The organism is Micromonospora sp. NPDC049201, from assembly GCF_055586805.1.
On sequence record NZ_JBVJHM010000006.1, the window covers coordinates 414,851 to 432,367 of the forward strand.

The window sequence follows — 17,517 nt, forward strand, 5'->3', positions numbered from 1 at the left end:
CCTCTCAGGGGCTGGTGCAGGTCAGGGACGGGGTCGACGGCGAGCCGTTGGCGAGGAAGCCGAACGTGGTCGAGCCGGCGGCCGGCACCGAGCCGTTGTAGGACACGTTGCGGACCGTCGCCGTGGAGCCGCTGGTGCTCAGCGTCCCGCCCCAGATCTGGCTGATGCTCTGGCCGCCGGCCAGGTTCCAGCCCACCGTCCAGCCGTTGATCGCCGAGGCGCCGGCCGTGACGGTCACCTCGCCCTGGAAGCCACCGGACCAGGTGCTTGTGGTGCGGAAGCTGGCCGCGCAGGCGCCGTTGGTCGGCGGCGGCGTGGTCGGCGGGGGAGTGGTGGGCGGCGGGGTCGTCGGCGGCGGGGTGGTGGGCGGCGGGTCGGTCGGCGGCGGGGTGCTGGTGCCGGAGCTGAACCGCCAGTGGTCGAGGTTGAACAGCGAGCCGCTGCCGCCGGTGAACCGCAGGTACAGGTCGTGGGTGCCGGTGGCGCCGCTGACCCCGCAGGTGGTGTCGGCCCAGGTCTGCCAGCCGCCGGTGCCGGACACCCGGCAGGTGCCGACCAGCGGGCCGCTGGTGCCGTCCAGGCGCAGCTCGATGGTGCCGCCGCTACCGGCCGAGGCCACCCGGGCGGTGTACGAGGTCGCGCCGGTGCCGAACGCCACGCCCTTGACCTTGATGTAGTCCCCGTTGTCGATGTAGCCGACGTTCATGCCGCCGCCGCTGGCCACCTCGGTCTCGACGCCCTGCCCCCAGGCGATCGTCTCGGCCTCCTGCCGGACGTACGGGTTCAGCGTGCCGACCTGCGGGGGCCCGGTGGTGGTCATGGACATGGTCGGGATCGAGCCGTCCGCGCCGTAGGTGAACTTCTCCACCGCCACCGACCGGGTGAAACCGCCGCCGCCCGGCAACGCGCCGTTGTGGTAGAAGAGGTAGGAGTTGCCCTTGAAGTCGACGATCCCGGGGTGGTTGGTGAAGCTGCTGCCCTGGGTGGGCATGACCGTGCCGCGGTAGGTCCACGGCCCGAGCGGGCCGGGCGCCGTCGAGTAGGCGAGGAACTCCGAGCAGCACTTGGCGGCGAACACGTTGTAGTAGAGGTTGTTGCGCTTGTAGACCCACGGCCCCTCCTCGTAGAGGGTGGGCCGGTTCGCGTCCCCGGTCCGCGTGCCGAAACCGGCGGTGGTCAGCGGGATCTGCGTCGGGCTGCCGGAGTACGAGGTCATGTCCGCGTTCAGCTTGACGTACCACAGCCGCGGGTTGCCCCAGTAGAGGTACGCCTGGCCGTTGTCGTCGATGAACACGGTGGGGTCGATCTCGCCGTTGCTCACCAGCGGACGGCCGATGGCGTCCCGGAACGGGCCGGTCGGGCTGTCGGCGACCGCCACCCCGATGCCCATCTGGCCGGTCGCCCGCACCACCATGGGTACGTACCAGTAGAACTTGCCGTTGCGGTAGATCGCCTGGCCGGCCCACGCGTCCTGCTTGGCCCAGCTGAAGGTGGCGAGACTGAGCGGGGAACCGTGGTCGGTCCAGTTGACCATGTCGTCGGACGAGTAGACCCGCCACTCCTTCATGGTGAACCAGGTCGAGTTGTCCTCGTCGTGGCCGGTGTAGAGGTAGACCCGGCCGTTGTAGACAAGTGGCGCCGGGTCGGCCGTGTAGATCGTCTGCACGATCGGGTTGTCCGCCCGGGCGATCGCCGGGAACAGCCCGATCATCGCGAGCAGGCTGGCGAGCAGCGCGAGCCTGCGCCGACCACGGCGATCAGGTCTCGTTGATAGCGCTAACATCATTGTCCTTCCGGTGGGGGTGCGGGTGGTCTCAGCGGTAGCCGGCGGCCACGACGTTGGCCTGGACCGCGTTCTCGGTCGCGTCGGACGGATAGCCGGCGACCATGGCGCCCTCGTAGAACGTGCCGGCGCTCAGGTTGGCGCCACCGCCGGGCTTGCAGCAGTCGCCGCCGCTGCCCAGGATGATCGCGCCCTGCTTCTTCATCGGGCTGTAGCCGGGCGGAAGCGACCCGTCGTAGAGCGTGTAGAGGTTGCCGGACTGGGCGTTGCTGCCCTTGATGGCGAACCGTGAGGTGCCGTTGTTCTTCAGCGTGGCGGTGACGAACTTGCTGGTGAAGGCGCGCTGGTTGGGGTTCCAGGTCTGGCTGCCGCCGGGGTAGAGACCCCACTCCAGGTCGGCCTGGACCCAGGGGCCGCTGCCGGAGCAGCCGCCGAACCAGCAACTGGTGCTGAAGTTGATCGCGTCCATCGCGCCGGCGGCGTCCGCGCTGCGGGTGGTCTCGCTGTTGCCGTAGTCGAAGCAGCAGCCGCTGTTGACGTGCGTGCCGCTGGTGACCATGTACATGCCCTCGGGCGCGCTGCCGGTCGGAACGCCGGTCAGGTGACCGTCGCGCCAGTAGCTGTTGCCGGGGTTGATGTAGAGCGAGTACGCCTTCGCGCCGCCGACGGTCAGCGCCTCGCTGGTCGCGGTGGCGGGCCGGCTGGAGGAGGAGCCGGGGACCTGCGCGGAACCCTGGTACCACAGGTCGTTGCCGCGTCCCGACTGGTCGTAGACGACCGTGATCACGCAGGTCGTGCCGCCGCAGAACGCGTCCTGGCCGGCCGCGTCGGCGTAGCCGCCGGCGCCCAGCGCGCCGATGTTGCGGGTGGCGCTGTCCGACGAGCGACGGACCTGGTAGAGGTTGCCGCCGTATGCCGAGAACAGCGCGCGGGTGGTGCTGTGCGCCGCCACGCAGGGCGTGCCGCCCGCGGCGTAGATGTCACACGGTCGGCCACCGGTCGGCGGCGGCGAGGTGGGCGGCGGGGACGACGGCGTGGTGGACGTGGTCCACCGCTGGTTGGCCTGGCCGTTGCAGGTCCAGAGGATCAGCTTGGTGCCGTTGGCGGTGCCGGCGGCGTTGGCGTCCAGGCAGAGCCCGGACTGCTGACCGGTGATGGTGCCGTCGCCGTTGACGGTCCACTGCTGGTTGGCCTGGCCGTTGCAGTCCCAGATGATCACGGTGGTGCCCGGGCTGGTGCCCCGGCCGTTGGCGTCCAGGCACTTGGTTCCGTAGACCGTGAACTGCCGCGCCGACGTGTAGGTCCAGTTCTGTGCCGCCGCGCCGGTGCAGTCGTACAGCTGGACCTGGGTGCCGTTGGTGGTGCTGCCGTTCGGGACGTCCACGCAGCGTCCGGACTGCACGCCCACGACCGCGCCCGGCCCGGGGGCGGCGACCGCCGTCCGGGCCTGGGTGGTCAGGACGGCGCCGCCGGCGGCCAGGACGAGGGCGAGGGTGGCGACCAGCAGTCGTGGTCGTCCGGATCGGAGGGATCGGGGACGGGGGATGGCCATGACGGCTCCTCGGGTGCGCAGGCTCCGGGGCCGTCCGTACCGGCACGGAGCCTCACGGGTGGTGACCGTCGGTGAAGCGCTAACACCCGCTGCGCGCACTCGGCCGCCCGTGCGGCGCGCGAGGTGTCCGGCCCGGCACGAGGCGGCGCTCCCGGAGGTGCCTCGGTGGTGGCCTACCGGTCGCTGATGTTATCGCGAACATCGACGTGAGTAATTAGAACACATCGATGTCACGACGGCGCGACGAAGCGGGCCGGGCGTTCGGGCCGGCGCTTCGGGCACGGCTCGGGCAGGCGACGGCCCGCGCCGTCGCCCGGACCGGCCGAGCGACCCGCCCGGCAGGCCTGGCGGACCGGCTCTCCGCCCTGGTCCGCGTCCGGTTCGGCGCGCTCGTCACCCGGCGTACGAGGCGACTCCGCCCGGTGGCGTGACGGCGCTCAGCGCGTCCGCTTCGTCGCCCGCTTGCGCGGCGGGGTCAGCAGGTCGGCGATGGCGGCGATCGCGGACGGCACCACCCGGTAGTACGCCCAGACCCCGCGCTTCTCGCGTTCGAGCAGCCCGGCCTCGGTGAGGATGCGCAGGTGATGGCTCACCGTCGGCTGGGACAGCCCGAGCGGGGCGGTCAGGTCACTCACCGACGCCTCACCCTCCGGGGCGGACTGGATCAGACTGATCAGCCGCAGCCGAGCCGGGTCGGCGAACGCCTTCAGGACGCCCGCGAGGCGCTCGGCGTCGGCACGCTTGATCGGCTCACCGGTCAGCGGCGAGATGGACGGCATCGCTGTTTTCGCAGTTCCCACGCCCTCCATAGTCGCACCGACACCATCAATGGGACGGCAAAACCGCCGACCATCACCGGCGGTGAATCTCCGTGGGTCGGGCGGAGCGCCGGACGGGACCACATCCGAAGATCGGATGACCTAGTCTCGGCGTTCCATGCCGGTCGATGAACACACTCCGACATCTGGTGCTCCTGGCCGGTCGGCATGCCGACCCTCGGGGCGGCTCGTCCCCGCCTTGCCACGGACCCGACAATGGAACGAGTGACGCTCACCGGGCGCAGCGGGGGAGGGCACAGGTGAATCAGGCAGGCGAGCCGGCCCCGTCCGGGCCGGCGCCGGGCGCGTCGTCGCGGGCCGGCCGGATCCGTCAGCTCCGGCTGGTGGGGCTGGTGGTCGTGCTGGCCCTCCTCGCGGCGGCGTTGATCCCGATCGTGCTCCAGTTGGGCCCACCGACCCGCGACGACCTGATGGAGCGGGCCGGCCTCAAGGGCAAGGCGCAACTGCTCGTCGGCGTGAAGGACGACCAACCCGGCGTCTCCCAGCGACTGCCGAACGACGTCTGGAAGGGCTTCGACGTCGACATCGCCTACCTGATCGCCGGCTATCTCGGGTTCGACCGGTCCCAGGTGCGGTTCCTGCCGATGGAGAGCGAGGACCGGGCCCGCCGCCAGGCCCGGGACCGCGACGGCTTCGTCACCGTCGACATGGTGATCGCCTCCTACAGCATCACCAAGAAGCGGGAAGAGGAGGAGGGGGCGGTCTTCTCCGCGGCCTACCTCCAGACCGAGCAGTCGGTCGTGACGCTGGCCGGCGACAGGGGCCCGGTGAGCAGCCTGGAGGACCTGGCCGGCCGGACCGTCTGCACGCTGACCACCTCGACCGCCATTCCGCGCCTGCGGGAGGCCCGGGCCCGGCCGATCGGCCGGAACAAGATCAGTGAGTGCGTCCAGGAGTTGTACGACGGCAAGGTGGACGCGGTCAGCAGCGACGCGGCGATCCTCGCCGGCTTCGTCACCGGCGACCGGGCGGGCGACGAGGGCCAGCGCTTCCCGAGCCTGCTCCGGAACGCCAAGCCGCTGCGGCACTGGGACATCGGCGAGTCGGCCGCGGAGAAGTGGGGCGTCAACACCGGCCCGAACGAGGCGCTCCGCGACCTGGTGGACCTCGCGCTCGACGACTCGGCCACGAATCCGCGGAACTCGGCCTGGGAACAGGCGTACGACGCCAACTTCCGCTGGCAGCAGCGTTTCAACCTCCCGCAGCCGGTCGCGGTACAGCAGCAGCCCGACCCCAGGAAGGTGGAGGTACGGCAGTGGCCGTGGGAGAGGATCGCACTGCCGGCCCCGGCACCCTCCGGATCACCGACGGCCCGGGCAAGAGCGGCCGGCCCCGCCGGATGGCCGGGGCCCGGCAGGCGCAGCAGTGGCTGCTGACGCTCCTCCCCGCGTTCCCCGTCCTGCTCCTGGTGCTGCGGCTGTGGCAACTCAGCCGCCAGGACATGTCGACGATGCTGCTGCTGGTGCAGTTCGTCAGCCCGCTGGGCCTGCTCAGCGCGCTGCTGATCGCGTTGGTCTGGGCCTTCCCACTGGTCGTCCTGATGTTCGGGGTGCTCGGGCGGCTGCTGCGGCTCAGCGCCCCGGAGCGCTTCGACCCGGACCGGTCGCTGCTCGCCTCCTGGACGGCTCGTACGCCCGGCTGGGTGGCCACCGCGGCGGTCGCGCTCGGCGCGCTCACCTGGCAGCTCCGCTTCCTGCCGACCCTGCTGATGCTGGCGCTCTGTCTGCTCGCGCTGCGTACCCGCTACCTGTATCCCGACCGGCCGAACCGGATCCTCCTGGTCGGCGTGGCGATCCCGCTGGCCGTGGCGGTGCTGGAGTACGCCGCGCTGGCCCCGGCCGCGTGGACGGCGCTGCACGTCGGTGAGCCGACCACCGCCGTGCTGCTGGTGGTGCCGCCCGCCGCCACCGTGCTGCTCACCGGCGCGATCCCCGGGTGGATCGCGCCGGCGGTCACCCATGGCCTGGCGTACGCGGTCGCGGCCGTGCTGCCGCTGGTGACCGGCGCGGTCTTCCTGGCGGCGCCGGTGCTGCCCACCACCGCGGTCGAGGTCGCCCCACCGGACTCCGAGGCCGCGACGGGGGACGGCGAGGTCGCCCCGGAGGTGGTGCTCGGCGCGTTGATCACGGTCACCGACACCTCGACGATCATGTTGGACCGGGCGGCCGTCGTCCGGTTCCTGCCCAACGACCACGTGCGTTCGCAGGTTCTCTGCCCGCAGGCCCGTCCGGTGCCGTACAGCGTGGTGACGGTGCACGGCTGGCCGGTGGAGGAGACCGTGCTCGACTGGATGATGCTCCGGCGGCCGGTCACCGTGAAGGACGTTCGCTGCGACGGCCGTCTCCCCGCCGGGGACCAGCGCGGCCGGGGCCCGCGTTAGCGCTCGGTCCGTCCCCGTCCCGGCGACCGGCGGTCAGGTGCGGCGCAGCACCAGGGTCGCGAAACCCAGCAGGTTGCGGTAACCGCGCAACCACCCGTCCCGGTGCGTCCGGGCGACCGTGAGCGCCTCGGCGGCGTCGGGATGGCCGGGGTTGTCGAGCGCCCACTCGGTGAGCGAGCCGACCCACGACCATTCGTAGCTGTCCCACTCGGCGGCGTCGCTGAGGTGCGCGTACACCGGGGTCCAGCCGGCCTCCTCGGCGGCGTCCACCAGGCCGGCGAGGTCGGTGTGGTCCTCCGGTTTCGCGTCCAGCGCGGCCAGCGCCTCCGGCGTCGGCGGCGCCTGCCAGAAGCCCTCACCCACCAGCAGGATCCCGTCCGGGTGCACGTGCCGGCCGGCGGCCCGCAGCGTCCCGGCGAAGCCGTCGAAGATGTGCGTCGAACCCACGCACAGCACCAGGTCGTAGTCGCCGTCCGGCACGTAGCCGCGGGCGTCGCGTTCGTGCAGCGTCAGCCGGTCGGCGAGGCCGCGCGTCTCGGCCGCCGCCGCGGCGTGTTCGAGCGCGTGGTGGCTGACGTCGACGCCGTCCGCGTGGCCGTCCGGATAGTGGGCGAGGGCCTGCATGGCCCAGGCCGCCCGCCCGCAGCCGAGGTCGAGGATGCGCGCCGCCGGCCGCCGGTCCGCCCGGCGCAGGAGCCGGTTGACGTTGACGCCGGAGACCGGCGCCGCGATCGGGTGGTGCGAGTGCGCGATGTCGCTGAGTCGTTGACGATCCACGGTTGACAGTGAACACCACCGGACCGGTGCGCCGGATCACGCTCCGAGGCCGGGCCGGACGTCAGGCGGTCGGGTCGGGGTGCGGCCGGAACCGGCGCGCGAAGCGGCGGGTCGTGACCGCGACCGTGACGACGGCGACGGCGGCGACGAGGGCGCCGGCGGCGATGTCGCCGGGATAGTGCACGCCGGTCCAGACCCGGGCGAAGCCGATGACCACCGCCAGGATCGTGAGCAGCGCGCCCCAGCGCCGGGACAGGAAGACGCCGACCGCGAGGGCCAGGGTGAACGCGGCGGTGGCGTGGTCGCTGGGCAGCGACGGACCGGTCGCGTGCGGGATCAACTGGTGCACGTGATGGGTCTGGAACGGCCGTACCTCGGTGCTGAGCGCGGCGGTCACCCGGCCCAGCGCGAACGCGAGCGCGAGCGCGGCGAGCACGCGCGCCACGGCGCCGGCGGCCGGCCGGCCGGCGCGGACCACCGGCACCACCGCCAACGCCCCCAGGGCGTAGATCAACCACACCGCCGCCCACTCGAACGCGTCGTCGACGGCGTCGACCCGCCCCGCCCCGGCGTTGATCATCTGGAACAGGTGGTAGTTCACGACGCCACCGCCCCTCCTCGGCTGCCCGACCCGTGTCCGGTGGCATCCACGCTCGCACGCGGGCGTCGCCGGAGGCCGGGAAAGCGTCGAATTCCGCACGCCGTCGCGGCGGTGCCCGACGGCCAAGCCGCCACCAAGTGAGCGCCAGGTGCGGCGATCGAGGCTCGGCGCACGACATCCACCGAGCGGGCCGCTGACCGCAGCGGCCGGAGGAGACCATGGACACGACCGACTCCCGGACCGGACCGAACCTCGTCGGCTTCCGGATCAACCACCGCACGATGCGCGCCGACACCCGGCGACTCGCCGACCTGTCGGACCGGATGGCCGCCGGCCTGATCACCTACGACCGTCGTCGGGCGCGGGCGCTACGGACGTACGTGTGGCTGCTCTGCGCCGGCATCCACCACCACCATCGGATGGAGGACGAGGTCCTCTGGCCGGTGCTGGAACGCTCGGCCGCCGCCGAGATCGACCTGCGCGAGCTGAGCGACGACCACGCCTCGTTGGACCCGGTGCTGGACGAGGTACGCGCGGCCGTGGACGACCTGTCCTCCGTGTTCGCCCCCGGTGGGCCGGCGGAGCACCGGGTACGCACCGCCGCGCGGCGGCTCGCCACCGCCCTCGCCCACCTGCGCGACGCCCTCGACGAGCACATCGAGGAGGAGGAACGGCTGATCTTCCCGGTGATCCGCCGGTACGTCAGCGTGGCCGACTGGGACACCGTGGAACGGGCCGTCCGCAAGGGCGGCGCGTTGCGTTTCGAGCTGCCCCGCATCGAGCGGTACGCCGAGCCGGCCGAGCTGGACGAGCTGAAGCGGATCGCCGGACCGGTGCTGCGGCTGACGCTCGCGGCGGTGCGACCGGGCTTCCGGCGACGGGAGGCGCGGGTCTTCGGCGGGTGAGCGGCCGGCTCACGCCGCCACCGGCACGTACGCCGACTCGTCGCTCCACGGCACGGCGCCGACCGCGCGGGCCAGCCGGAGCCCGGCGTCCCGGTGCGCGGCGGCCGCCACCGGGTCGCCGAGCGCGGCGGCCAGCTCGGCGAGCGTCTGGTCCACCGGCCCGAGCGAGATCGACCCGCACTCCAACCCGGCGAAGCGGCCGGCCCACGGCGACAGCTCCCGGTAACAGCGCCGGGCGGCCGGCATGTCGCCGAGCCGGGCGGCGACCTGACCGCGCACCGTCATCCAGTACAGCCAGAGGTAGTCCGGACGGATCGGGGCCCGGGGCCGCCAGACGACCCGCGCCCCGGCGTGGTCCCCGGCGGAGAGCAGCGCGTGGGCCAGCACGTCGTGGGCGTCGTCCGGCACCCGCGCGTGCACCTGCCGCAGCTCGTCGACCACCTCGTGCCCGCGCCCGGCGACGGTCAGCGCGGTGAACCGGCCCATCAGCCCCATCGCCGCCGCGTTCGGGCCGCCGACCCGGCTCATCCGGTCGCTGATCTCCGCGTAGCGGCGCGACGCCTCGTCGAGGTCGCCCCGGAACAGCGCGCAGAGGCCGGTGAACCAGCCCATCACGGCCAGGATCAGGCCGAGCTGGCCGGTGGTGGCCTGCTCGACCGCCCGGTCGACGTGGTGCCGGGCCCGGTCGAAGTCGGCCTCGGCGAGCGCGGCCTGATAGAGGATGTGGTGGGCCTCGCAGCGGTACGCGGTGAGGCCGGCGGCCTCGGCCGTCGCCAACAGCTCGCGGCCCACCTCGGGCAGCTCCGCGCGGTGCGCGGGAGCGACGGTGACGAAGTAGCGGGCGTTGAGCGCGCGGCAGAGCACGGCCGGGTCGTCCTGCCGGCGGGCCAGCGCGAGGCCCTCCCGGGTGACCTCGTCGGCGCGCTCCTGGTCGGCGCCCTCGATCTCGAACGCCAGCACGCTCAGCAGCCGGGACCGCAGCGCCGGACGGTCGTCGCCGACCCGGGACAGCTCCTGCTCCAACAGCCGGACCAGGGCTTCGTCCACCAGGCGGTCCGGCCGGATGGTCCAGGTGACCGGGGCGTCGAAACAGGTGAGCGCCGCGTGGACGGCCGCCGGATCGCCGGTGCCGGTGGCCAGCCGTACCGCCTCGGCGCGGGCGGCGCGGGCGGTGAGCACGTCACCGGCGAGCGCGCCGGCGGTGGCCAGACTGCGGTGCAGGTCGAGGCGGGTCCGGACCGTGGTCGCCGGCGCCAGGTCGACGGCGCGCAACGCGCCGGCCCAGAGCGCGGCGGCCTCCCGCGGCGCGCCCAGGTCGCCGGCACGGCGGGCCGCGGCGGCGAGGTGGCCGATCGCGTCGGCCGCGGTGGCCGGGGTGAGGGCCGCGAGCGCGTGCCGCCCCATCGCGGCCACGTCGTCGACGCGCCGATCCCGCAGCACGTCGAGGACGCGGCTGTGGATGCGGGTGCGCCGCAGCAGCGGGACGCTGTGGTAGAGCGCGTCCCGCATCAGGGCGTGCGCGAACCGCACCCGGCCCGGCGCGGGCTCGACGAGCAGGCCGGCGGTCACCCCGGCCTCCAGCCCGTCGAGGACCTGGTCCTCCGGGCCGCCGTCGACCGCGAGCAGGGTGTCGATGTCGGCGGTCTCGCCGAGGACCGCGGCCTGCCGCAGCACCGTCCGCGCGCCGGCCGGCAACCGCGCCAGCCGCCGCGCCAGCACGTGACCCAGGCCGGCGGGGACGCCGTCCAGCGCCGCCGCCGGCCCTTCGGCCGCGATCAGCTTCGCCAGCTCGATGGTGAACAGCGGATTGCCCGCCGCGCGGTCCCGGACGGTACGCAGCAGCTCGGTGTCGGTGCTGTCCACGCCGTAGCGGCGCAGCAGTTCGCCGACGGCGTCCGCGTCGAGGCCGCCCAGCTCGCAGTCGACGGCCGGTACGCCGGCCAGCGCGGCCCGCGCCACGGTGAGGTCGTCGGTCACCTCGTCCGGCCGGTACGTCGCCACCACCAGGATCGGCGCCCCGGCGAGCGCGGCGGCGAGGTGGCGGAGGATGCGCAGCGTCTCGCCGTCGGCGCGGTGGACGTCCTCGACCAGCAGGAGCAGCGGGCCGTGACCGGCCAACCGGGACAGGTAGGCGGCCAGCGCCTGCCGGAGGTGGAACTCGTCGTACTCCCCACGGGCGCCGGCCGACGTGCCGGTCTCCAACAGCAGGCGCAGCCCGTGGGCCTCCGCCTCGTCGAGCGGGAGATGGCGGCGGGCGGCGGTGACCACCTCGTGCCAGGGCCAGGCCGGCGGTGCGCCCTCCACCTGCGGGCAGGTCCCGGTCACCGGACGCCAGCCGTTCCCGGCGAGCGTGTCGGCGAGGTGCTGCGCCAGCGTCGACTTCCCCGCGCCCGCCTCGGCGCCCACCCAGCAGATGCCGAGGCCGGTCCGGGCGGCGCGGGCCGCCGCGGCACGCAACCGGGCCAACTCGGCCGTCCGGCCCAGCGGTCGCTCGGGGCGTGCCCCGGCGCTCGCGGCGGGAGCGGTCGTCGCGGCTGCCCCGGCAACTGCCGCCGGCCCGGTGACAGTCGCCGGCCCGGTGACGGCGTCGGGCCGGGTGGCGACGGTGGCGGGCGCCTCCAGCCGGGGACTCTGCCGCAGCAGGTCCGTCTCCAGGTCCCTCAGCTCACGGCTGGGATCGATGCCCAACTGCTCGGCCAGCACGGCGCGGACCGCGCGCAGCACCTCCAGCGCGTCCGCCTGCCGGCCGAGGCGGTACAACGCGACCGCGAGCAGCATGGCGGCCCGTTCCCGCAGCGGGTGCTCCCGTACGTGCCGATCGAGGTCGAGCACCACCTCGCCCGGGCGGCCCAGGTCGAGCAGCAGTTGCGCCCGCTGCTCGACGGCGTTCAGCCGCAGCCGGCCCAGCCGCTCGCGTTCCCGGTCCGCCCACGGCTCGCCGGCGAACTCGGCGTACGGCGTGCCGCCGTCCCAGCAGGCGAGCGCCGTCTCCAGGTCGGCGACCGCCGCGGCGGGCCGGTCGACGGCGGCCGGGGTCGCCGCCCGGATCCGCGCCTCGAAGCGCCAGGCGTCCACGTCGGTCACCGGCAGCCGCAGGGCGTAACCGGGGGCGACGGTGACCAGGATCCGGGCCGGGGCGCGGGACGGACGGTCCGGTTCCAGCGCCCGGCGCAGGTTCGACACGTACACCTGAAGCGCCGCCTGCGCCCGTGGCGGCGGGTCCGCGGACCACAGGTCGTCCACGAGCCGGTCGACCGACACCGCGTGACCGCCGCCGGCGACGAGCCGGGCCAGCACCGCGCGCTGCCGAGGCGCGCCGAGGTCGATCGCGGCGCCGCCGTGGAGGGCCCGCACCGGGCCGAGCACGCCGATCGTCGTCACGCCGTGACCCTAACCGGACCGGTCCGTCGTGGAGATCATCCATCCGACAGTCCCGGCCGGTACGCCAAGCGCGCGTTAAGCACCCGCCAACTCCGGTCCGGCTCGATGGAGGCCGCATCGCGCCCCGCGACCGCGGGGCGTCGGAGAAGGGACATCCATGAGAACCAAGAAGGGCCGCACACACCGGTGGCTCGCCGCGGTGACCGGTGTCGGCCTAGTCGTCGGGCTGGCCGGGCCGGCGGTCGCCGCCGACCCGGTGACCTACGACGAGCAGGCCGTGCACCACGCCCTCTTCGCGGCCGTCGTCCAGGTCCGCGAGGGCGGCACCCCGGGCCTGACCGACGCCGTGCTCGCCGCCGAACTCAGCGACTGGCGCGCCACCCACCCGACCGCCGACGCCGCCGCCGTCGGCGCCCACCTGACCGCCGTCACCGCTCTCGTCGGGCAGGCCGTCACCGCGTCCGACGAGTCACCCGGCAAGCTCCACCTGCTCGGCGCGGCCGTGGAGAAACTCGCCGGCAGCGGCGAGGCGCGGCTCGGCGGCCCGGCGGTCCGGGGGCTGCTGCGCAGCACGACAGGTGAGGAACTCGGCGGGATCGTGCCGCCGATCGAGCAGATCCGCAGCGGCACGCAGGACCACCTGTGGGAGATGCTGTCGCGGAGCGCGATCGGCCAGGTCTGGGCCGGGCTGCACACCCGGGCCGCCTCCGACGCCGTCCTCGCCGAGGTCTGGAACAGCGCGGTCGGCACCCGGCTCGGCGTACGCCTGGACACCCCGGCGGACGAGCTGGCGCAACTGCCCGACCTGACCGGCCACCTCGACCTTCCGGCGATCACCGCGAAGCGGTACGACAAGGACGCCTACCGGGCGGAGATCCAGACGCAGCTCGATGCCGCGCTCGCCGCGCTGCGGGCGCGGTCGGCGGCCGCGGTGACCGACGCGGTGGCCCAGTCCGACCGCTTCCCGATCGGCGGGCCGGACAAGCCGACAGCCACCGACGAGGCCGCCGCCAAGGCCAAGGCGGAGGCCGACCGCAAGCTCAACGAGAAGCTCGGTCAGGCCGTCACCGTGCTCGGCAAGCTCGCCGGGATGGTGGACAAGCAGTTCGGCCGGCAGATCGAGACCATCGCCAAGGCCGTGGTCGGCGCCATCTCGGCCATCACCACCTACACCGCGGCCATCTCGGCCGCCGGGATCACCACCGCGGCGCTGGCCATGTCCACGTTCACGCTGGTCGGTGGCCTGGTGGGGGCCGCGATGATCCTGCTTCCGCTGTTCACCTCCGGCGGCGGGGCCGATGACGCCACCGGTGCGCAGATCGCGGCGCTGCGGGACCAGATCAACCGGCTGGCGGCGGGCATGGACAAGCGGTTCGACCGGATCGAGAAGATGCTCGGCGTGATGTACGACGCGCTGAACGCCCAGCTCACCGCGCTCGCCCGGGACCTCGCCGAGGTACGCGCCCAGTTGACCGTCATCGCCGGGCAGCTCATCGTGCTCGACCAGCGGGTCGACGGGCTCGCGCTGGCCAGCCAGGCGGCGTTCGAGCAGATCGCCCAGCAGCCGCTGCGGACCAGCGTCGACCGGTACGTGCACCGTGAGGCGCGCACCGGCTCGACGATCGACTCCTTCGCGACGTACTTCGACCAGGGTGACTCGCCGACCCGGACGTTCGCGGTCGACTCGGCGCGGCAGGCGCCCCACGTCGTCCCGGTCGGCACGTCGCTGGCCGACCCGGTGTCGACGGTCGGTCTCCACCTGCCGGCCGGCGCGATCGACTACCTGGCCCAGTGGGCGGGCGCCCGGGGCATCGCGCTGACCCCCGCCCCCGGCGACGCGCCGGCCGGTGGCGTGGCGAACCCGTCGGCGTGGCTGCTGGGCGCCCGCGCGAACCTGATCCTGCAACTGCAGAACCCGCAGTACGCCGCCCAGGTCGGCGCGGCCGAGACGCAGAGCACGATCGCCGCCGGTGACGCGGTGAACCGTCGGGTGCGGCAGTTCAGCGCCCCCGCCGCGGACGGCGGCACCAACGCGCTGTTCCAGCGCCTCATGGCCGACTACCGGTCGGCCACGGTCCAGTGGAAGGCGGCCCTCGACGAGGTCGGCCGGGCGGTGCGCTGGGTGGAGACCGACCGCGACTACGACATGTGGGGCAGCGTCGACCAGGACGTCCCGGCGGCGGGCCGGATCGCGGACGTGGCCAGGATGTCGTTCTGCGGACAGGCCGGGGGCGTCACCACGCCGAGCCGGGTCAACCGGTCGGCGCTGCCGAACGTCTACCACCTCGCCGCCTACGCGATGGCGCCCGCGCACCGGCCGGAGCTGCGCTCCTGCCTGGACGCCGACTTCGTCAACGTGGAGGTGATCGACGGTCCGCGTACCCAGCGGACCAACGCCGACCTGCAACTGGTGGTGCGGCAGCAGGCCAAGTGGCTGGGCGGCGACTGGCAGGACGTACGGACCGTGACGTGGAAGACGCACCTGATCGACGTCTGCCTGTGGGACCAGCGGGCCAACCCGCCGACCGGCTACTGCCGGGAGCCCGACTACTACGTCAACCAGAAGTGGGACTCGACGTACCGGCCGGCGTTGGACAACAGCGGCACGGTGGTGGAGAACCCCGCCGCGGTGGCGGTGGCGCGTACCAAGACGCGGGCCATGCTCACCGGCAAGCAGCGCTACTTCTACCGGGTGGCGGCGCTCGGCACCGGCGTCGACCGGCCGGCGGCCGGCACCTGGTCGGTCTCCCAGCAACTGTGGGACGCCGGGAAGAAGGTCTCCGACACGGTCCGGATGCTCCAGATCTTCTCCGAGCTGGGCTGGTCCTCGGCGTTGGACCGGGACGACGTGCTGCACGGTCAACTCTTCGGCGACCGGTCCCTGCCGGCGGACTACCGCCTGCCGCGCAGCCAGGACAGCTACAACACCGGATCGCTGCACCTGTTCAACGCCTACCAGCGGGCGTTGGCGAACTACGCCACCTGCGCCCAGACCCTCGACTGGGACCCCTGTCAGGGCGACGTCTCCGGGCTCGACCCGATGCGGGGACAGGAGCGGTTCACCGCCGGGTGCGCCACCGCTCCGGCGACCGAGGCGCCCGACGACCCGCTCGGCTCCTGCGTGCTGCGGGCCGGGACGGTGGGCGTGGACAGCCTGGCCGAGCGGTACGCCTACTGGTCCGGCCGGATCAGGGCCGGTAGCCACCAGGAGGGCCTGGCGACGGTGCGGACCGTGGTGGGCCTGCTGCGGGCGACGAACGTCAGCGTGCACGACAACTGACCCGGATCCGGCCCGAGGGCGTACCGCCGCGGTGCGCCCTCGGACCGGACGTTCGCGTCACCGGCCAGCGCGGCGGACCCGCTGACGCCGGCGGAGTGCCGGTCGGGGCCCGGACGGACCTCGTCCGGCACTCGTTCGCGGGTCAGCCGGTGATGACGACCTTCGCGCGGGCGTGTCCGCCTTCCAGGTAGCGGATGGCGGCGGGCACCTCCGCGAGCGGATAGGTGCGGTCGACGACCGGCGTGAGGTGGCCGGCTTCGGCGTGGGCGCGTAGCGCGTCGAGGTGTTGCCGGCCGGGTGTCGTGGCGAGGACGACGATGCGGTGCCGGACGAGCGGCGCCACCAGCCGGCCACGCGTGAGCAGCCAGACCGGTCCGACGAGGTGGCCGCCGCGGTAGACGCCGCCGCCGGAGAGCACAAGCGTCCCGGCCGGGGTCAGCGCACGCCGCAGCGCGGTGAGGGAGCGGTTGCCGACCAGGTCGAACACGACGTCGTGGCGGCGCGGGTCGCGGGTGAAGTCGGCGCGGGTGTAGTCGATCACGTGATCGGCGCCGAGCGTGCGGACCAGGTCGACGTTGCGGGTGCTGCAGACCGCGGTCACGGTCGCGCCGAACGCCTTGGCCAGTTGGACGGCCAGGGTGCCGACGCCGCCGGCGGCGCCGTTGACCAGGACGCGCTGCCCGGGTCGGACCCGCCCGGCGTCGCGCAGCCCCAGCAGCGCGGTGGTGCCGGCCAGCGGCAGCGCCGCCGCCTGCTGCGGTGTCAGGTTCGCCGGCGCCGGCGCGACCAGGGCCTCGGGTACGCACACGTACTCCGCGAGCGCGCCGTTGGCGTCGCCGAGGTCGCCGTAGACCGGGTCACCCACGCGCACCTGCCGGACGTCGGCGCCGACGGCCTCGACCCGACCGGCGAAGTCCCGTCCCCGGATGCGGGCCCGGGGCCGCGTGCGCCCCATCGCCAGTCGCGCCAGCCACGGGTCGCCGCGCGTGGCGTGCCAGTCGTACGCGTTGAGCGCGGCGGCCTCGACCCGCACGCGCACCTGGTCGGCGGTGGGTTGCGGCACCGGAACGTCCGCCAGCGTGAGTGTCTCCGGCGGGCCGTACCGGTCCTGGACGATCGCCTTCATCGTGCCTCCTTGGTGTACGCCGTACACCTATGGTCGGTGTACGGCGTACACCTGTCAAGACGGTTAGGGTTCACCCACCGCCGCCGGGAGCGAGGACGAGATGGCTGAGCAGGCCGACGTGGCGCGCCGGGCGCCACTGAGCAGGGCACGGATCCTGCGGACCGCCGTCGCGCTCGCCGACGAGGCCGGCATCGCCGCACTCAGCATGCGTAACCTCGCCCAAGAGTTGGGCGTCGTGCCGATGGCCCTCTACAAGCACGTGGCCAACAAGGACGAACTGCTCGACGGCATGATCGACGCGGTCGTCGCCGAGATCGACCCGCCGGCCGCCGACGGCGACTGGAAACACACGATCCGCAGACGCGTGCTCTCCGCGCGACAGATGCTCCGTCGCCACCCCTGGGCGTCGCTGGCGATCGAGACGCGCGACACCGCGACGCCCGGCGTGCTGGCCTACCTCGACTCCATGGTCGGGGCGTTCCGGGCCGGCGGGTTCTCCGTCGACCTGGCGCACCACGTGATGCACGCGATGGGCAGCCGGATCCTCGGCTTTAGCCAGGAACTGTTCGACGCCTCCCGGCGCGCCGGCCGGTCCGGCACGTCCGAGCCCGAGCCGCCGGCCGCGTTCCCGCCGGAGGCCGCCGCGCGGTTCCCGCACCTCGCGGAGGTCGCCGGGGCGGCGTCCCACGAGGACGGATCGGTGGTCGGTTCGGGCTGCGACGACCAGTTCGAGTTCGAGTTCGCGCTGGACCTGCTGCTGGACGGCGTCGAACGGCTGCACCGGCAGGGCTGGACGTCCTCGGATCCAGGAGTGTCGTCCACGGCTGCTCGGGTTCTCCCCGCCGACCGGAGGGTGTCCGGGTGATCGGTCGTCCGAACCGGTGAGCCGTGCC

At 73.7% G+C, this 17,517-nt stretch carries 13 protein-coding genes; 6 read left to right on the forward strand and 7 right to left on the reverse strand.

Annotated elements, in window-relative coordinates; genetic code table 11:
• Positions 1-4 precede the first annotated feature (4 nt).
• Both ACZ6O5_RS16020 and ACZ6O5_RS16025 read right to left on the reverse strand, forming a co-directional pair.
• Positions 5-1,711 carry a family 43 glycosylhydrolase gene (locus ACZ6O5_RS16020; RefSeq protein WP_465977804.1) on the reverse strand — a complete coding sequence of 569 codons (1,707 nt, stop codon included), beginning with the start codon at positions 1,709-1,711 and terminating at the stop codon, positions 5-7.
• 103 nt (positions 1,712-1,814) lie between these two features.
• Positions 1,815-3,335 carry an arabinofuranosidase catalytic domain-containing protein gene (locus tag ACZ6O5_RS16025; protein WP_425787268.1) on the reverse strand — a complete coding sequence of 507 codons (1,521 nt, stop codon included), beginning with the start codon at positions 3,333-3,335 and terminating at the stop codon, positions 1,815-1,817.
• Between the two features lie 227 nt (positions 3,336-3,562).
• Here ACZ6O5_RS16025 and ACZ6O5_RS16030 point away from each other — a divergent pair, with 227 nt between their 5' ends.
• Positions 3,563-3,766 (forward strand): hypothetical protein, encoded by a 204-nt coding sequence (locus ACZ6O5_RS16030; RefSeq protein ID WP_465977806.1) that lies wholly within the window; start codon positions 3,563-3,565, stop codon positions 3,764-3,766.
• Positions 3,767-3,772: 6 nt separating this feature from the next.
• On the opposite strand, the gene ACZ6O5_RS16035 is transcribed toward ACZ6O5_RS16030, so the two are convergent.
• Positions 3,773-4,144, reverse strand: a complete 372-nt coding sequence (locus tag ACZ6O5_RS16035) for an ArsR/SmtB family transcription factor (protein WP_107156381.1) — start codon at positions 4,142-4,144, stop codon at positions 3,773-3,775.
• Between the two features lie 269 nt (positions 4,145-4,413).
• Between ACZ6O5_RS16035 and ACZ6O5_RS16040 the strand changes: the two genes are divergently transcribed.
• Both ACZ6O5_RS16040 and ACZ6O5_RS16045 read left to right on the forward strand, forming a co-directional pair.
• A complete protein-coding gene (locus tag ACZ6O5_RS16040) occupies positions 4,414-5,550 on the forward strand; it encodes a transporter substrate-binding domain-containing protein (RefSeq protein WP_465977808.1) in 1,137 nt (378 codons plus the stop codon).
• Positions 5,514-6,554 carry a hypothetical protein gene (locus ACZ6O5_RS16045; protein ID WP_465977810.1) on the forward strand — a complete coding sequence of 347 codons (1,041 nt, stop codon included), beginning with the start codon at positions 5,514-5,516 and terminating at the stop codon, positions 6,552-6,554. The genes ACZ6O5_RS16040 and ACZ6O5_RS16045 overlap by 37 nt, the downstream gene beginning before the upstream one ends.
• 33 nt (positions 6,555-6,587) lie before the next feature.
• Here the strand turns inward: ACZ6O5_RS16045 and ACZ6O5_RS16050 are convergent, their stop codons facing one another.
• Complete coding sequence (locus ACZ6O5_RS16050) at positions 6,588-7,331, reverse strand: SAM-dependent methyltransferase (protein WP_465977812.1); 744 nt, start codon at positions 7,329-7,331, stop codon at positions 6,588-6,590.
• Positions 7,332-7,392: 61 nt separating this feature from the next.
• Positions 7,393-7,932, reverse strand: coding sequence for a phosphatase PAP2 family protein (locus ACZ6O5_RS16055; protein WP_465977814.1), 540 nt, complete (start codon positions 7,930-7,932; stop codon positions 7,393-7,395).
• 218 nt (positions 7,933-8,150) lie between these two features.
• Between ACZ6O5_RS16055 and ACZ6O5_RS16060 the strand changes: the two genes are divergently transcribed.
• Positions 8,151-8,837: a hemerythrin domain-containing protein gene (locus ACZ6O5_RS16060; RefSeq protein WP_465977816.1), complete on the forward strand. Its 687-nt coding sequence runs from the start codon at positions 8,151-8,153 to the stop codon at positions 8,835-8,837.
• Positions 8,838-8,846: 9 nt separating this feature from the next.
• Here ACZ6O5_RS16060 and ACZ6O5_RS16065 read toward each other — a convergent pair whose 3' ends face one another.
• Entirely contained in the window at positions 8,847-12,218 is a 3,372-nt protein-coding gene (locus tag ACZ6O5_RS16065; protein ID WP_465977818.1) for a BTAD domain-containing putative transcriptional regulator, read from the reverse strand.
• 157 nt (positions 12,219-12,375) lie between these two features.
• Between ACZ6O5_RS16065 and ACZ6O5_RS16070 the strand changes: the two genes are divergently transcribed.
• On the forward strand, positions 12,376-15,498 hold the full coding sequence (locus tag ACZ6O5_RS16070) for a hypothetical protein (protein WP_465977820.1): 3,123 nt from the start codon (positions 12,376-12,378) through the stop codon (positions 15,496-15,498).
• Positions 15,499-15,640: 142 nt separating this feature from the next.
• Here the strand turns inward: ACZ6O5_RS16070 and ACZ6O5_RS16075 are convergent, their stop codons facing one another.
• Complete coding sequence (locus ACZ6O5_RS16075; protein WP_465977822.1) at positions 15,641-16,624, reverse strand: NAD(P)-dependent alcohol dehydrogenase; 984 nt, start codon at positions 16,622-16,624, stop codon at positions 15,641-15,643.
• Between the two features lie 100 nt (positions 16,625-16,724).
• Between ACZ6O5_RS16075 and ACZ6O5_RS16080 the strand changes: the two genes are divergently transcribed.
• A complete protein-coding gene (locus tag ACZ6O5_RS16080) occupies positions 16,725-17,489 on the forward strand; it encodes a TetR/AcrR family transcriptional regulator (RefSeq protein ID WP_465977824.1) in 765 nt (254 codons plus the stop codon).
• The last annotated feature ends 28 nt before the right edge of the window (positions 17,490-17,517 follow it).

What these genes read in the sequence shown, in the direction of transcription:
- ACZ6O5_RS16020 (WP_465977804.1), bottom strand. Translation starts at nt 1,711, where the DNA reads ATGATCGGGCTGTTCCCGGCGATCGCCCGGGCGGACAACCCGATCGTG.
- ACZ6O5_RS16025 (WP_425787268.1), bottom strand. Translation starts at nt 3,335, where the DNA reads ATGGCCATCCCCCGTCCCCGATCCCTCCGATCCGGACGACCACGACTG.
- ACZ6O5_RS16030 (WP_465977806.1), top strand. Translation starts at nt 3,563, where the DNA reads ATGTCACGACGGCGCGACGAAGCGGGCCGGGCGTTCGGGCCGGCGCTT.
- ACZ6O5_RS16035 (WP_107156381.1), bottom strand. Translation starts at nt 4,144, where the DNA reads ATGGAGGGCGTGGGAACTGCGAAAACAGCGATGCCGTCCATCTCGCCG.
- ACZ6O5_RS16045 (WP_465977810.1), top strand. Translation starts at nt 5,514, where the DNA reads ATGGCCGGGGCCCGGCAGGCGCAGCAGTGGCTGCTGACGCTCCTCCCC.
- ACZ6O5_RS16060 (WP_465977816.1), top strand. Translation starts at nt 8,151, where the DNA reads ATGGACACGACCGACTCCCGGACCGGACCGAACCTCGTCGGCTTCCGG.
- ACZ6O5_RS16070 (WP_465977820.1), top strand. Translation starts at nt 12,376, where the DNA reads ATGAGAACCAAGAAGGGCCGCACACACCGGTGGCTCGCCGCGGTGACC.
- ACZ6O5_RS16075 (WP_465977822.1), bottom strand. Translation starts at nt 16,624, where the DNA reads ATGAAGGCGATCGTCCAGGACCGGTACGGCCCGCCGGAGACACTCACG.
- ACZ6O5_RS16080 (WP_465977824.1), top strand. Translation starts at nt 16,725, where the DNA reads ATGGCTGAGCAGGCCGACGTGGCGCGCCGGGCGCCACTGAGCAGGGCA.